This is a genomic window from Pseudomonas sp. FA-1 (genome assembly GCF_056856075.1).
Map to the genome: position 1 here is coordinate 297,119 of NZ_JBWXTH010000004.1, position 15,114 is coordinate 312,232.

Consider the following 15,114-nt stretch of genomic DNA (forward strand, 5'->3'; position numbering starts at 1 on the left):
AGCCACCGGCCCCTGCCCTACTCCCAGGATTCATTCGATGCTCAAGGCTTTGCGTTTTTTTGGATGGCCCCTGCTTACCGGCGTGCTGATCGCCATGCTGATCATCCAGCGTTTTCCCGAATGGGTCGGCCTGCCCAGCCAGGACGTCAACCTGCAGCAGGCCCCCCAGACCTCGCGCATCGTGCAGGGGCCGGTGTCCTATGCCGACGCCGTGACCCTGGCCGCCCCGGCCGTGGCCAACCTGTACACCACCAAGGTGGTGAACAAGAGTTCGCACCCGCTGTTCGAAGACCCGCAGTTCCGCCGCTTCTTCGGCGACAACCTGCCCAAGCAACGGCGCTGGGAGTCGAGCCTGGGTTCGGCGGTGATCATGAGCCCCGAAGGCTACCTGCTGACTAACAACCACGTGACCAGCGGCGCCGACCAGATCGTGGTGGCGCTCAAGGACGGCCGTGAAACCCTTGCGCGGGTGATCGGCAGCGACCCGGAAACCGACCTCGCGGTCTTGAAGATCGACCTGAAGAAACTGCCGGCCATCACCATCGGCCGCTCCGACACCATCCACATCGGCGACGTATCCCTGGCTATCGGCAACCCCTTCGGCGTCGGCCAGACCGTGACCATGGGCATCATCAGCGCCACCGGCCGCAACCAGCTGGGCCTGAACAACTACGAAGACTTCATCCAGACGGACGCGGCGATCAACCCGGGCAACTCGGGCGGGGCGCTGATCGATGCCAACGGCAACCTGATCGGCATCAACACTGCGATCTTCTCCAAGTCCGGTGGTTCCCAAGGCATCGGTTTCGCCATCCCGGTCAAGCTGGCGTTGGAGGTCATGAAGTCGATCGTCGAACATGGCCAGGTGATCCGTGGCTGGCTGGGCATCGAGGTGCAGCCGCTGAGCCAGGAACTGGCCGAGTCCTATGGCATGAAGGACCGCCCGGGCATCGTGGTGGCAGGCATCTTCCGCGACGGCCCGGCGCAACGTGCAGGCCTGCAGCTGGGTGACGTGATCCTGAGCATCAACGGCGAACCGGCCGGCGACGGACGCAAGTCGATGAACCAGGTGGCGCGGATCAAGCCCAACGAGAAGATTTCCATCGAAGTGATGCGCAATGGCGAACAGCTCAAGCTGATCGCCGAAGTGGGGTTGCGGCCGCCACCGGCGCCGGTTGCGTCGCAGGAACAGAAGTAAACCAGGGGCTGCTTTGCAGCCCTTTCGCGGCACAAGGCCGCGCCTGCAGGAAATCGCGTGTCTCCCGTAGGAGCGGCCTTGTGCCGCGAAAGGGCCGCAACGCGGCCCCAACACATCAATGCAGGATCTGGCTGAGGAACAACTTGGTCCGGTCACTGCGCGGCCGGTCGAAGAAGTCATCCGGCGCCGCCTGTTCCACGATCTCGCCCTTGTCCATGAAGATCACCCGGTTCGCCACCGTCCGGGCAAAGCCCATCTCGTGGGTCACACAGAGCATGGTCATGCCGTCCTCGGCCAGGCCCACCATGGTATCGAGCACCTCTTTGACCATCTCCGGATCCAGGGCCGAGGTCGGTTCATCGAACAGCATGATCTTGGGCTTCATGCACAGCGCCCGGGCGATCGCCACGCGCTGTTGCTGGCCACCGGACAACTGCCCCGGATACTTGTGCGCCTGTTCGGGAATGCGCACCCGCTCCAGGTAGTGCATGGCGATTTCCTCGGCCTTGCGCCGGGGCATCTTGCGTACCCACATCGGCGCCAGGGTGCAGTTCTCCAGGATGCTCAGGTGCGGGAACAGGTTGAAGTGCTGGAACACCATGCCCACCTCACGGCGGATCGCCTCGATCTGCTTGAGGTCATTGGTCAGCTCCACGCCATCGACCACGATACGGCCCTGCTGGTGCTCTTCCAGGCGGTTGAGGCAGCGGATGGTGGTCGACTTACCCGAGCCCGACGGCCCGCACAGCACGATACGTTCACCCTGGCGCACGTTCAGGTTGATGTCCTTGAGCACGTGGAACTGCCCATACCACTTGTTCACACCCTGCATCTGGATGATGCCTTCGGGGCCGACAGGCTGCTTGCTCGCTTCACTCATTTCGAAACTCCTAACGCTTGTGGCCAGTGTCCAGCTTGCGCTCCAGGTGCATGGAGTAGCGGGACATACCGAAACAGAAAACCCAGAACACCAGGGCAGCGAACACGTAGCCCTCGGTGGCCATGCCCAGCCAGGCCGGGTCGGCGGCGGCCTGCTTGACGCTGTTGAGCAGGTCGAACAGGCCGATGATGATCACCAGGCTGGTGTCCTTGAACAGGGCGATGAAGGTGTTGACGATGCCGGGGATCACCAGCTTCAGCGCCTGGGGCAGGATCACCAGCCCCATCGCCCGCCAGTAACCCAGGCCCATGGCCGCAGCCGCCTCGTACTGGCCCTTGGGAATGGCCTGCAGGCCACCGCGAACCACCTCGGCGATGTAGGCCGACTGGAACAGGATCACCCCGATCATCGCCCGCAGCAGCTTGTCGAAGCTCATGCCCTCGGGCAGGAACAACGGCAGCATCACCGAAGACATGAACAGCACGGTGATCAGCGGCACACCACGCCAGAACTCGATGAAGGTCACGCACACCACCTTCACCGCCGGCAGGTTGGAGCGCCGCCCCAGCGCCAGCAGGATGCCCAGCGGCAAGGCACCGACGATACCGACGGTGGCGATCACCAGGGTCAGCATCAGGCCACCCCATTGGCTGGTGGAGACTGTGGCAAGGCCCAGGTAACCACCATGCAGCAATGTGTAGGCCAGCACCGGGTACGACACCAAGAAGCCCAGGCCGTAGGCCACCTTGCGCGGGAAGCGCTTGATGAACAGCGGCGCGGCGCCGAGCACGGCGAGCCAGACGGTCAGATCGACCCGCCAGCGCAGCTCCACCGGGTAGTAGCCATACATGAACTGGCCGAAGCGCTGCTGGATGAACACCCAGCAGGCGCCCTCCTGGGTGCAGTCGGCACGGGTGGTACCGACCCAGTTGGCATCGATGAACGCCCACTGCACCAGCGGTGGCACGATGAGCCAGACCAGGTACAGGGCGAACAGGGTCAACAAGGTGTTGAGCCAGTTGGAGAACAGGTTGGCACGCATCCATGCGAGCGCGCCGACGGTCTTCACCGGTGGCGGCATGTCGGGTTTGAAAACATGGGCTGTCACAGGCGTACCCTCACCGCTCGATCAGCGCGATGCGCTTGTTGTACCAGTTCATCAGCAGCGAAATGCTGAGGCTGATGGCGAGATAGACACTCATGGTGATGGCGATCACCTCGATGGCCTGGCCGGTCTGGTTGAGCACGGTACCGGCGAACAGCGAGACCATCTCCGGGTAGCCGATGCCGGCCGCCAGAGATGAGTTCTTCGCCAGGTTCAGGTACTGGCTGGTCAGCGGCGGCACGATCACCCGCAAGGCCTGGGGGATGATCACCTTGCGCAGGGTCGGCCCCTCGCGCAGGCCCAGCGAACGCGCGGCCTCGGTCTGGCCATGGCTGACCGAGCGGATGCCCGAGCGCACGATCTCGGCGATGAACGCTGCGGTGTAGATGGTCAGCGCCAGGGTCAATGCCAGCAGCTCGGGGATCAGCACCCAGCCGCCGACGAAATTGAAGCCTTTGAGCTGTGGCACCTCCCAGTGCACCGGGCTGCCGAACAGCAGCACGCAGATCCCAGGGATGCCGATGAACATCAAAAGCCCCACCCAGAACTTGTGGAACGGCTCGCCAGTCTCGTCGAACCGCTTGTTGGCCAGGCGCACCATGAGCACGATGGCGAGCACCGCCAGCACCAGCGCCAGCACGAACGGCCAGAAGCCTTCGGCCAAGGTCGCACCGGGCATGTTCAGGCCACGGTTGCTGATGAAGAAGGTGTCGTCGAGGTTGATGCTGCCCCGCGGCCCCGGCAGGGTGAGGAACACGGCGAAATACCAGAACAGGATCTGCAGCAGCGGCGGGATGTTGCGGAAGGTTTCCACGTACACGGTCGCCAGCTTGCTGATCATCCAGTTCGGCGACAGCCGCGCCACGCCGATGACGAAGCCCAGCACCGTGGCCAGGATGATGCCGATGAAGGTCACCAGCAGGGTGTTGAGCAGGCCGATGACGAATACCCGGGCATAGCTGTCCGACTCCACGTAGGGAATCAGGTGCTGGGCGATGCCGAAGCCCGCACTGCGCTCGAGGAAGTCGAAGCCCGAGGTGATGCCCCGGTGTTGCAGGTTGGCCTGGGTGTTATGGAACAGGTACCAGCCCAGGCCGACCACGAACACCACCGTGACCACCTGGAACAGCCACGCGCGCACACGTGGATCGCTCAGGGAAAACCCCTTCTGCGCGCCGATTCGATTTTGCATGAAATGCCCCGCAAGGATGGGATCGAACAACCTGCGGCGGCGGGATGCCGCCGCAGGGTGCAGCCATCAGCGCACTGGAGGCGCGTACTGGATGCCGCCGTTGTTCCACAGAGCGTTCATGCCACGGTCGATCTTCAGGTCGGTGCTCTGGCCCAGGTTCTTCTCGAACACTTCGCCATAGTTGCCTACCTGCTTGACGATCTGCACCACCCAGTCCTTGGGCAGCTTCAGGTCCTTGCCATATTCGCCGTCGGTGCCCAGCAGGCGGGCGACGTCGGGGTTCTTGGTGGACTTGGCCTCGGCTTCGACGTTCTTCGAGGTGATGCCCGCCTCCTCGGCGTTGAGCATGGCGAAGAGCGTCCACTTGACGATGCTGAACCACTCCTCGTCGCCCTTGCGCACCACCGGGCCCAGCGGCTCCTTGGAGATGGTTTCCGGCAGGACCACGTATTCGCTCGGTGCGGCCAGCTTCGAGCGCTGGGCGAACAGCTGCGACTTGTCCGATGTCAGCACGTCGCAACGGCCGGACTCCAGCGACTTGGCGCTTTCGTCGGAGGTGTCGAAGGTGATGGGGGTGTACTTCAGGCCATTGGCGCGGAAAAAGTCCGAGACGTTCAGCTCGGTGGTGGTACCGGCCTGGATGCAGATGGTCGCGCCGTCGAGCTCCTTGGCGCTGGAGACGCCCAGTTTCTTGTTGACCAGGAAACCGACGCCGTCGTAGTAGGTGACACCGGCGAACACCAGGCCCATGCCGGCATCGCGCGAACTGGTCCAGGTGGTGTTGCGCGACAGCACGTCGACTTCGCCCGACTGCAGCGCGGTGAAGCGTTCCTTGGCGTTGAGCTGGCTGAACTTGACCTTGGTGGCGTCACCGAACACCGCCGCCGCCACGGCGCGGCATACATCGGCGTCGATACCGACGATCTTGCCGGTGCTATCCGGTACCGAGAAGCCCGGGAGGCCGTCACTCACGCCACACTGGACGAAGCCCTTCTTCTTGACCGCATCGAGGGTGGCGCCGGCCTGGGCGAAACTGGTGGCGCCCAGCGCAGCGGCAGCGGTCAGGACTGCCAGGGTGGTTTTCAACATCTTCATTCACAACCTCCAATCGCTCTTGTTGTATCGAGCCGGAATTGCACCGCACCCTTATGAGGCGCATCCGACCCTGGTTGGCTTGTTATTGGGTCAATGGCGCAATGAGCTGTTCTGATGACAGCCTTACTCTCCGCACAGGGGTGTTACCGTCGCCGGCCTCTCCCCTCGCATCGGTTGATCCGTAGCAAAGGGCGTACCACAGTCGCGCGCTTAAGCGTTTAAGCGGTCGTCAAGCCGGAAAAGTTGTAGAGTTGCGACATCTTCTTGTGGCATTACCCATGCACGCCTTCTTTTCACGCACAAGAACCTGCGCGTGCGCACACTTTCGGAGCAGCCATGACCAACCCGTTGATCCTCGAACCCCAGAACACCGCCGACGCCTGTGTGATCTGGTTGCACGGCCTGGGGGCCGATCGTTACGACTTCCTACCTGTGGCCGAATTCATGCAGGAGCGCCTGCTCAGCACCCGCTTCGTCATGCCCCAGGCACCCACCCGGCCGGTGACCATCAATGGCGGCTACGCCATGCCCAGTTGGTACGACATCAAGGCCATGACCCCGGCACGCGCGATCGACGAGGTGCAACTGGAGGAGTCGGCCGAGCAGATCATCGGCCTGATCGAAGCGGAACGGGCCAAGGGCATCGACCTGACCCGAATCTTCCTGGCCGGTTTTTCCCAAGGCGGCGCCGTGGTCCTGCACACAGCCTATATAAAGTGGCAAGAGGCGCTGGGTGGCGTGATCGCGCTGTCTACCTACGCCCCGACCTTCAGTGACACCCACCAGCTGAGCGCCTGCCAGCAACGTACCCCAGCCCTGTGCCTGCATGGTGTGCACGACCCGGTGGTGATCCCCTCCATGGGCCGTACCGCCTTCGAATACCTGAACAGCTGGGGTGTCGCCGCCCGCTGGCATGAATACCCGATGGAACACGAAGTGGTGGTCGAGGAACTCGGCGATATCCACGACTGGCTGGGCAAGCAGCTGCAATAAGCAGGGTTCGCCTGTAGTTGTCAGCGCACTCCACTACGCCGCGCCCGGTTCTTGCATTACACTGCCCGGCGTACACTCCTTAACCAGTTGACGAGACGATCGTGCTCAAGGCACTCAAGAAAATATTCGGCAAGCCCGACGCTGCCCCGCAGGCCGTCGCGCCCGTTGCCAACGTGATTACCCCTCCGCCCGCGGCAGAGCCGCCGACAGCGGCCGTGCAACCTGTCGAAACGCCAGCACCGGCAGCCGCCCCGCGCGCAGACAAACCCGCAGCCAAGGACAAGCCGCGCCGCGAGCGCAAGCCAAAGCCCCAGGCCAGCCTGTGGAAGCCGGAAGACTTCGTGGTCGAGCCCCAGGAAGGCAAGACCCGCTTCCATGACTTCAAGCTGTCCAACGAGCTGATGCATGCCATCCACGACCTGGGCTTCCCCTACTGCACACCGATCCAGGCCCAGGTACTGGGCCATACCCTGCGTGGCAAGGACGCTATCGGCCGGGCCCAGACAGGCACCGGCAAGACCGCGGCGTTCCTGATCTCGATCATCTCTCAGCTGCAGCAGACCCCACCGCCCAAAGAGCGCTACATGGGTGAGCCGCGTGCGCTGATCATCGCGCCGACCCGAGAGCTGGTGGTGCAGATCGCCAAGGACGCCATGGCCTTGACCAAGTACAGCGGCCTGAACGTGATGACGTTCGTGGGCGGCATGGACTTCGACAAGCAGCTCAAGGCACTGGAAGCGCGCCATTGCGACATCCTGGTGGCCACCCCGGGCCGCCTGCTGGACTTCCACCAGCGCGGCGAGGTGCACCTGGACATGGTCGAGGTACTGGTGCTGGACGAAGCCGACCGCATGCTCGACATGGGCTTCATCCCGCAGGTGCGCCAGATCATCCGCCAGACCCCACCCAAGAGCGAACGCCAGACGCTGCTGTTTTCGGCCACCTTCACCGATGATGTAATGAACCTGGCCAAGCAGTGGACCACCAACCCGGCCATCGTCGAGATCGAGCCGGAGAACGTGGCCAGCGAAACGGTCGAGCAACACGTCTATGCCGTGGCCTCGAGTGACAAGTACAAGCTGCTGTACAACCTGGTGACCCAGAACAAGTGGGAACGGGTGATGGTCTTCGCCAACCGCAAGGACGAAGTGCGGCGGGTCGAGGAGCGCCTGGTGCGCGACGGCATCAACGCCGCCCAGCTGTCAGGCGACGTGCCGCAGCACAAGCGCATCCGCACCCTGGAAAGCTTCCGTGAAGGCCGCATCGCCGTGCTGGTGGCCACCGACGTGGCCGGCCGCGGCATTCACATCGATGGCATCAGCCACGTGATCAACTTCACCCTGCCGGAAGACCCGGACGACTACGTGCACCGCATCGGCCGCACGGGCCGGGCCGGCACCAATGGCGTGTCGATCAGTTTCGCGGGCGAGGACGACGCCTACCAGCTGCCGGCCATCGAGGAGCTGCTGGGGCGCAAGATCAAGTGCGAAATGCCGCCGGACGAGCTGCTGAAGGCGGTACCGCGCAAGCATCACTGATGCCATACCTTGGGGCACCTTGTGCCCCTTCCCGAACGGTCCGCCCCCCGGCAAGACCGCTCCCACAGGCACTGCGCCGAGCCGCAGTGCCTGTTCTCTGGGCAACGCCTCGCCCCTCCTCTTTTGCCCCTCCCTTTCTGGTGCTGCGCTGCATCCCAACCTTTTTGCGCCCGCGATATTGTCCAAATAAACAAAAAGTCCATAATGGAAAAAATAGTTTATCTGGAGCTTCGCATGACCGCGCCCCTCGTCGTCGATCAACAACACGCCCGCCAGTTGCTCGCCCAGGTGGATGTCCCGCACATCCTGCGTAACCTGTTCCGAGACCTGGCCAGCGGCCAGGCGGTACAGCCACCCCAACAACTGGTGGAGTTTCCGGCTGGCCGGGGCGACTTCATCAACTATGGCGGCGTGTTGGCCACCGAGGGGGTCTATGGGGTAAAAACCTCGCCCTACATCGTCCGTGACCAAGGCCCCCTGGTCACCGCCTGGACCCTGCTGATGTCCATGGACAACGGTCAACCTCTGATGCTCTGCGACGCCGGTGAACTGACCACCGCACGCACTGCCGCCACCACTGCCGTGGCCATCGACGCGCTGGCCCCAGGCCATGCCCGTCGCCTGACGATAATCGGCAGCGGCCCGATCGCCCGCGCTCACCTGCACTACGTACGCGGCCTGCGCGACTGGCAGGACATTCGCCTGTATTCCCCCAGCCTGCGCCAGCAGAGCGCGGGGCAACGCGAACAACTGGCCGGCCTCGACAGCCGCCTGCAACTGATGGAAAACCTGGAGCAGGCCCTGGACGATGCCGACGTGATCATGCTCTGCACCTCCTCGGCCGTGCCAGTCATCGACCCACGCACGCTGAGCAAACCTGCGCTGATCACCTCGATCAGCACCAATGCCGTGCGCGCCCATGAAATCCCGCCAGCCTGCCTGGCCGAGATGGATATCTACTGCGATTACCGGGTAACCACCCCCGCCAGCGCGGGCGAAATGCGCATCGCCGCCGAGCAGTTGGGGTGGCAGGCAGACGCGATCGTCGGCGACCTGCCGCAACTGCTCAGTGGCAAGGCCCCCGTACCCGCCTACCAACGCCATGCCTTCTTCCGCTCCATCGGACTGGGCCTGGAGGACATTGCCCTGGCCAATGCCCTGTACCAGCTGCTGCGCGAAGCCTGAGGAGAACAGCATGCAGACTGCCGACTACATCATCGTGGGCGCGGGTATCGCCGGTGCCTCCACCGGCTACTGGCTCGCGGCCCATGGCCGCGTGCTTGTGCTCGAGCGCGAATCCCAGCCCGGCTATCACTCCACCGGCCGTTCGGCGGCGCTCTACACTGCCGCCTATGGCACGCCGCAGGTACGTGCCCTGACCCTCGCCAGCCGCGCCTTCTTCGATCATCCGCCCAGTGGCTTCGCCGAGCACCCACTGCTCACCCCGCGCGGTGAGATGACCGTGGACTTCAACGGCGACCCCACCGAACTGCAACGCCAGTACCTCAGCGCCAAGGCCTGCGTGCCCGAGTTCGAGCTGCTCGATGCCGACCAGGCCTGCGCCCGTCTGCCAGTGCTGCGTTGGGACAGGGTCCATGGCGCCCTCTACGACCCGAGCGCCAGCGACATCGACACCGATGCCCTGCACCAAGGCTACCTGCGGGGCATTCGCCGGCAGCAGGGCGAGGTGCGCAGCGATTGCGAGGTACGACGTGTAGAGCGTGACGCCCAAGGGCTGTGGCAGGTGCATACCAACCACGGCAATTTCAGCGCGCCCGTGCTGATCAACGCCGCGGGCGCCTGGGCGGACCACATCGGGATGTTGGCCGGCGCTCGCCCCCTCGGCCTGCAACCCAAGCGCCGCGCTGCCTTCATCTTCGCTGCCCCCGAGGGCGTCGACTGCCGCCACTGGCCGATGCTGGTCAGCCTCGATGAGTCCTTCTACATGAAGCCGGATGCCGGCATGCTCCTTGGCTCTCCCGCCAATGCCGACCCAGTGGAACCGCACGATGTACAGCCCGAAGAGCTCGACATCGCCCTGGGTATCTACCAGATCGAGGAAGCCACCACCCTGCGCATCCGCCGCCCTACCCGCACCTGGGCCGGGCTGCGCAGTTTCGTTGCCGACGGCGACCTGGTCGCCGGCTTCGACCCGCAGGTACCTGGGCTGTTCTGGGTCGCGGGCCAGGGCGGCTACGGCATCCAGACCTCACCCGCCATGGGCCAGGCCAGCGCGGCTCTGGTGCGTGGCGAGGCGCTACCGGAACACCTGCATGGCTTTGGCCTGACGGCCGCCATGCTGTCCCCGGCGCGCCTGTCGGGATGACGCGCCGCCGCGATTGCGGCACACTCGCTGCGCCCTGGCCGTAGGGCGCTGACACAACCTGGAGCCTGCCTCAATGCCATCCCCTCGCCCTGACCCGGCCCTGGACAACTACCGGGCCATCGCCGATGCCATCGCCACTCTGTTCTTCCCCCATGCCGAAGTGGTGCTGCACGACCTGCGCACACAGAAGATCGATTACATCGCCAACAACCTGTCCAAGCGCGAGATTGGCGACGATGCGGCCCTGGAAGACATGCTCGAACACGGCACCGATGAAACCAACATCGGCCCCTACGAAAAACTCAACTGGGACGGGCAGAAGATCCGCTCGTTGAGCACCGTATTGCGCGATGCCACAGGCACGCCCCTGGCAATGCTGTGCATCAACCTGAATATCTCGTTGTTCGAGAACGCCAAGGCGGCGTTGGACCTGTTCCTTTCGCCCAGCCGATTGATTCCCCAGCCCGACGCGCTGTTTCGCGACGACTGGCAGGAACGCATCAACACCTTCCTCAACGGCTGGCTGCGCCAACGTCAGTTGAGCCTCAACCTGCTGACCCGCGATCACAAGCGCGAGCTGGTCCTGGCCCTGCATGCCGAGGGCGCCTTCAAGGGCAAGAGCGCGGCCAACTACGTGGCCAACGTGCTGGGAATGGGACGGGCGACGGTGTACAAGCACCTGAAGGAACTCAAGGCCTGAGCGGTTCAGGCGTCCCTTGACGATTGCCTAAGCCCCTACGCGAATGCCTGTCAGTTAAGGCCCCAAATGCAGCCGATAAGGCTTAACTGACTGGCATTACCCCCTACGCACTGTTTCAGTCGCCGTAGATATCCGATTTGAAGTACTTGGCCTGGATCTTCTGGTATTCGCCGTTGGCACGAATGGCATCGATGGCGCTATTGAGCTGGCTCACCAATTCGGTGTTGCCTTTGCGCACTGCGATCCCGGCACCTTCACCGACGTACTTGGGGTCCTTCAGCTCCGGCCCTACGAAGGCAAAGTCGGCGCCACGAGGCATCGACAGGAAGTCCTCCAGGGGAATGGTATCGGCAAAAATGGCATCCACACGCCCGGACGCCAGGTCCATATAGATCTCCTCGTTGTTGCTGTAGCGGTTGACCTTCACCCCCATCGGCTCGAGCACTTCGGTGGCATAGCGGTCGGTGGTGGTGGCACGCTGCACGCCGATGGTCTTGCCCTTGAGGCTCTGGTATTGGTCATCGACCACTGCCCCTTTCTTCATCACCAGACGCGATGACGTGAAGTAGTACTTGTGGGTGAAGTCCACCGATTGCTTGCGCTCTTTGGTGATGGTCATCGACGACAAGGCCGCATCGATCTTCCTGACCTTCAACGAGGGGATCAGCCCGTCGAACTCGACTTCGTGCCAGACACACTTGACCTTCATCTGCGCGCACAGGGCATTGCCGATCTCGTAGTCGAAGCCCACGATTTCGCCCTTGTCGTTTTTCGAGGCAAACGGCGGGTAGGCGGCCTCGATACCGATACGCAGGACGTTCTCGGCAGCGTACAGGTTGCTGCCGGCCAACAGGCCCAGGGCCAGACCACTGATCAGGGTGAGCTTTCTCATGGGGATCTCTCTCGCTCGTTATTGGAGGTGTGGTGCAAGACAGAGGAAAAGTGACAGGCGCAAGGCTGCCTGGAATCATTTTGTACTTATGATTCCATACTGGACTTTTTTGTATAGAAACTCAACTACCCACTACAACGTGCGGCGAGGGCGAACGCATCCGGCCCGCCCGTGCCTCGGCAGGTTTACCAGCGGCCGGCGGCGTCCTGATCGCTTTGTCGGCCTTCGACCCAACGCGGCCCATCCTGGGTGCTCTCTTTCTTCCAGAACGGCGCCCGGGTCTTGAGGTAGTCCATGATGAAATTGCAGGCATCAAACGCCGCCTGACGGTGGGCGCTGGCCACGCCGACAAAGACGATCGGTTCACCCGGCTCCAGCGCACCGATGCGGTGCAGCACCTCGACCTTGAGCAGCGGCCAGCGCTGCTCGGCCTCGACGACGATCTTGGCCAACGCTTTCTCGGTCATGCCTGGGTAATGCTCGAGGAACATCCCCGCCACTTCCCGGCCGTCGTTGAAATCCCGCACATAGCCGACAAACCCCACCACCGCGCCCACACCGACGTTGGCCGCGTGCATCGCATTGACCTCAAGGCCCGGATCGAAGGCCTGCTCCTGTACTCGAACGCCCATGCTCAACCTCCCGTGACCGGCGGGAAGAACGCCACTTCGTCACCCTCCTCCACCGGCTCGGCCAGCTTGCACAGATCCTGGTTGCGTGCACACATCAGGTTCTGCTCGGCCAGCACCTCGTATTGCCCGCCCTTGGCCACCAAGGCCTGGCGCACGTCGTCAAGGGTCGCGAAGGCCCCTTCGAGCGGCTCGCCATCGACCCCCAGCAATTCACGATAACGGGCGAAATACACCACCTGGACCTTCATCACGCCTCCACCTGGTAATGGCCGCTCTTGCCGCCGAGCTTCTCCAGCAGGCGTACCTGCTCGATCACCATGCCTTTGTCCACGGCCTTGCACATGTCATAGATCGTCAGCGCCGCAACGCTGGCGGCGGTCAGCGCTTCCATTTCCACACCGGTCTGCCCGGCCAGCTTGCAACGGGCAACGATGCGCACCGCATCAGCGCCTTCGGCGGTGAGCTCGACCTTGACACTGGTGAGCATCAAGGGATGGCACAGCGGGATCAGGTCGCTGGTCTTCTTCGCCGCCTGGATACCGGCGATGCGCGCCACGGCGAACACGTCGCCCTTGGGGTGTTCGCCATCGACGATCATCTGCAAGGTCTGCGGCAACATGCGCACCCGCGCCTCGGCCACGGCCTCGCGCGCCGTCACGGCTTTTTCAGTGACGTCGACCATGTTGGCGCGCCCCTGGGAATCGAGATGAGTCAGCACTGCTCTGCTCCTGTGAAGGGAACAAAGAGTGTAAACCTGTAGGTCAGGTTTGAGCAGGGGAATGTGTCGGGCCAGTACGCTTGGCACCTATAGGAGCACACAATGAACAGGCAAAGGCCGGGCGGCGAACCGCCCGGCGGTGGGGTTACAGATGCGACTCGGCGTACTCGGCCAGCACCGAGCGTGGCACGCCCTGCAGGGTGATGTGAACGCCGTGGGGGAAGTCCTTGAAGCGTTCGGTGAGGTACGTAAGGCCAGAGCTGGTGGCCGACAGATAAGGGGTGTCGATCTGCGCCAGGTTGCCCAGGCAGACCACCTTCGACCCGGCCCCGGCACGGGTGATGATGGTTTTCATCTGGTGCGGGGTAAGGTTCTGGCACTCGTCGATCAGGATCAGGCTCTGCTGGAAGCTGCGGCCGCGAATGTAGTTCAGTGACTTGAACTGCAGCGGTACCCGCTCGAGGATGTATTCCACGCTGCCGTGGGTGCTCTCGTCATCCATGTGCAGGGCTTCGAGGTTGTCGGTGATGGCGCCCAGCCAGGGTTCCATCTTCTCGGCCTCGGTGCCCGGCAGGAAGCCGATTTCCTGGTCCAGCCCCTGCACGCTGCGCGTGGCGATGATGCGCCGGTAGCGCTTGCTGACCATGGTCTGTTCGATGGCTGCAGCGAGTGCCAGGATGGTCTTGCCGGAGCCTGCGGCGCCGGTGAGGTTGACCAGGTGGATATCCGGGTCGAGCAGTGCGAACAATGCCAGGCTCTGGTGGATGTCGCGCGGTTTCAGGCCCCAGGCTTCCTGGTGCAGCAAAGGCTCCTGGTGCAGGTCAAGCAACAGCAGCTCGTCTTCACGGATGCCCTTGATCCAGCCGACGAAGCCCTGTTCATCGATGATGAACTCGTTGACGTGCACCGCCGGCAGGTTGTCGGTCAGCTGCACCCGATGCCAGGTACGGCCGCGCTCCTGGCGGGTCTCGACCTTGCTGACCCGGTCCCAGAACGAACCCGTCACCGAGTGGTAGCCCTTGGACAGCAAGGACACGTCATCGACCAGTTGGTCGGTGCTGTAGTCCTCGGCAGCGATGCCACAGGCACGCGCCTTCAGGCGCATGTTGATGTCCTTGGTTACCAGCACGACGTCAAGGTCGGCACGCCGGCTGCGCAGTTCCAGGAGCTGGTTGATGATGATGTTGTCGTTGAGGTTTTCCGGCAGCAGCCGGTTCGGTTCGTTGCGCGGGCTCATCAGGATCGACAGGAAGCCTTTCGGCCCGCCCTTGCCACGCTGGATCGGCACGCCCTGTTCGACATCGCTGGGCGAGGCATCACCGAGGGTCTGGTCGATCAGGCGGATGGCCTGGCGGCATTCGGCGGCGATGGTGTGCTTGCCGGTCTTGAGTTTGTCGAGTTCCTCCAGCACCGTCATCGGAATGGCGACATGGTGCTCCTCGAAGTTGAGCAATGCGTTTGGATCGTGAATCAGGACATTGGTATCGAGCACATACAGGATTGGCTGGGTGGAGGAAGGGTTGCGTCCTTGGTCATCCATACTCGGTCACCTTATGTGAAAGCCACACGGCGCGTAATGCTGCGCCGCAGAGTGACCGCCGTTCTCCCCGTATCCGCGTCGTTACGGGCGGGGAGCGCACCTGGCAAGGAGGGCCTGGATGACGCCACCTGTGCTGCAGGATTCGGCTGTCTGGTTCCTACATACCGCATAAATGATGACCAGAAAAAGTCTTTTTACGTTCAGTTGAAGTTTATTTTTCCGATTGATGTTCGGGGCTTGGCTTGAGGCCGGGACGGGTCTAGAGTCAAAGATCAAGCACGGCGTCAGTGCGCGATATACACCGT

The 15,114-nt window shown here is 63.1% G+C and carries 15 protein-coding genes; 6 read left to right on the plus strand and 9 right to left on the minus strand.

What is annotated here, in order from left to right; translation table 11 throughout:
- The first annotated feature begins 37 nt into the window (after positions 1-37).
- Positions 38-1,198, plus strand: coding sequence for a Do family serine endopeptidase AlgW (gene algW / locus AC1MHZ_RS10145; protein WP_482966310.1), 1,161 nt, complete (start codon positions 38-40; stop codon positions 1,196-1,198).
- Positions 1,199-1,313: 115 nt separating this feature from the next.
- Here algW and AC1MHZ_RS10150 read toward each other — a convergent pair whose 3' ends face one another.
- The 4 genes from AC1MHZ_RS10150 to AC1MHZ_RS10165 form a co-directional block, all read right to left on the minus strand.
- Positions 1,314-2,078, minus strand: a complete 765-nt coding sequence (locus AC1MHZ_RS10150; RefSeq protein WP_084857219.1) for an amino acid ABC transporter ATP-binding protein — start codon at positions 2,076-2,078, stop codon at positions 1,314-1,316.
- 10 nt (positions 2,079-2,088) lie between these two features.
- Positions 2,089-3,186 carry an amino acid ABC transporter permease gene (locus AC1MHZ_RS10155; RefSeq protein WP_084857217.1) on the minus strand — a complete coding sequence of 366 codons (1,098 nt, stop codon included), beginning with the start codon at positions 3,184-3,186 and terminating at the stop codon, positions 2,089-2,091.
- Between the two features lie 10 nt (positions 3,187-3,196).
- Positions 3,197-4,375, minus strand: coding sequence for an amino acid ABC transporter permease (locus AC1MHZ_RS10160; RefSeq protein WP_368829348.1), 1,179 nt, complete (start codon positions 4,373-4,375; stop codon positions 3,197-3,199).
- A gap of 66 nt (positions 4,376-4,441) precedes the next feature.
- The gene (locus AC1MHZ_RS10165) at positions 4,442-5,470 is read right to left on the minus strand and encodes an amino acid ABC transporter substrate-binding protein (RefSeq protein WP_084857213.1); all 1,029 of its coding nucleotides are present in this window, start codon (positions 5,468-5,470) and stop codon (positions 4,442-4,444) included.
- Between the two features lie 336 nt (positions 5,471-5,806).
- On the opposite strand from AC1MHZ_RS10165, the gene AC1MHZ_RS10170 reads away from it, so the two are divergent.
- The 5 genes from AC1MHZ_RS10170 to AC1MHZ_RS10190 all read left to right on the plus strand — a co-directional run bounded on the left by AC1MHZ_RS10170 (position 5,807) and on the right by AC1MHZ_RS10190 (position 11,027).
- On the plus strand, positions 5,807-6,463 hold the full coding sequence (locus AC1MHZ_RS10170) for an alpha/beta hydrolase (RefSeq protein WP_084857211.1): 657 nt from the start codon (positions 5,807-5,809) through the stop codon (positions 6,461-6,463).
- Positions 6,464-6,564: 101 nt separating this feature from the next.
- Positions 6,565-8,001, plus strand: a complete 1,437-nt coding sequence (gene rhlB, locus AC1MHZ_RS10175) for an ATP-dependent RNA helicase RhlB (RefSeq protein ID WP_084857210.1) — start codon at positions 6,565-6,567, stop codon at positions 7,999-8,001.
- 234 nt (positions 8,002-8,235) lie between these two features.
- The gene (locus tag AC1MHZ_RS10180; RefSeq protein ID WP_482966311.1) at positions 8,236-9,186 is read left to right on the plus strand and encodes an ornithine cyclodeaminase family protein; all 951 of its coding nucleotides are present in this window, start codon (positions 8,236-8,238) and stop codon (positions 9,184-9,186) included.
- Positions 9,187-9,196: 10 nt separating this feature from the next.
- Positions 9,197-10,327 carry an NAD(P)/FAD-dependent oxidoreductase gene (locus AC1MHZ_RS10185; RefSeq protein ID WP_482966312.1) on the plus strand — a complete coding sequence of 377 codons (1,131 nt, stop codon included), beginning with the start codon at positions 9,197-9,199 and terminating at the stop codon, positions 10,325-10,327.
- A 73-nt stretch (positions 10,328-10,400) separates the two neighbouring features.
- Entirely contained in the window at positions 10,401-11,027 is a 627-nt protein-coding gene (locus tag AC1MHZ_RS10190; protein WP_084857203.1) for a helix-turn-helix transcriptional regulator, read from the plus strand.
- 115 nt (positions 11,028-11,142) lie between these two features.
- Here the strand turns inward: AC1MHZ_RS10190 and AC1MHZ_RS10195 are convergent, their stop codons facing one another.
- The 5 genes from AC1MHZ_RS10195 to AC1MHZ_RS10215 form a co-directional block, all read right to left on the minus strand.
- On the minus strand, positions 11,143-11,919 hold the full coding sequence (locus AC1MHZ_RS10195) for an ABC transporter substrate-binding protein (RefSeq protein ID WP_084857201.1): 777 nt from the start codon (positions 11,917-11,919) through the stop codon (positions 11,143-11,145).
- Between the two features lie 185 nt (positions 11,920-12,104).
- Positions 12,105-12,551 carry a molybdopterin synthase catalytic subunit MoaE gene (gene moaE / locus AC1MHZ_RS10200; RefSeq protein ID WP_084857199.1) on the minus strand — a complete coding sequence of 149 codons (447 nt, stop codon included), beginning with the start codon at positions 12,549-12,551 and terminating at the stop codon, positions 12,105-12,107.
- A gap of 2 nt (positions 12,552-12,553) precedes the next feature.
- On the minus strand, positions 12,554-12,799 hold the full coding sequence (locus AC1MHZ_RS10205) for a MoaD/ThiS family protein (RefSeq protein WP_368829392.1): 246 nt from the start codon (positions 12,797-12,799) through the stop codon (positions 12,554-12,556).
- On the minus strand, positions 12,799-13,269 hold the full coding sequence (gene moaC, locus AC1MHZ_RS10210) for a cyclic pyranopterin monophosphate synthase MoaC (RefSeq protein WP_084857194.1): 471 nt from the start codon (positions 13,267-13,269) through the stop codon (positions 12,799-12,801). Before moaC ends, AC1MHZ_RS10205 begins: the two co-directional genes overlap by 1 nt.
- A 145-nt stretch (positions 13,270-13,414) precedes the next feature.
- Complete coding sequence (locus tag AC1MHZ_RS10215; RefSeq protein ID WP_084857192.1) at positions 13,415-14,809, minus strand: PhoH family protein; 1,395 nt, start codon at positions 14,807-14,809, stop codon at positions 13,415-13,417.
- Positions 14,810-15,114: the final 305 nt, after the last annotated feature.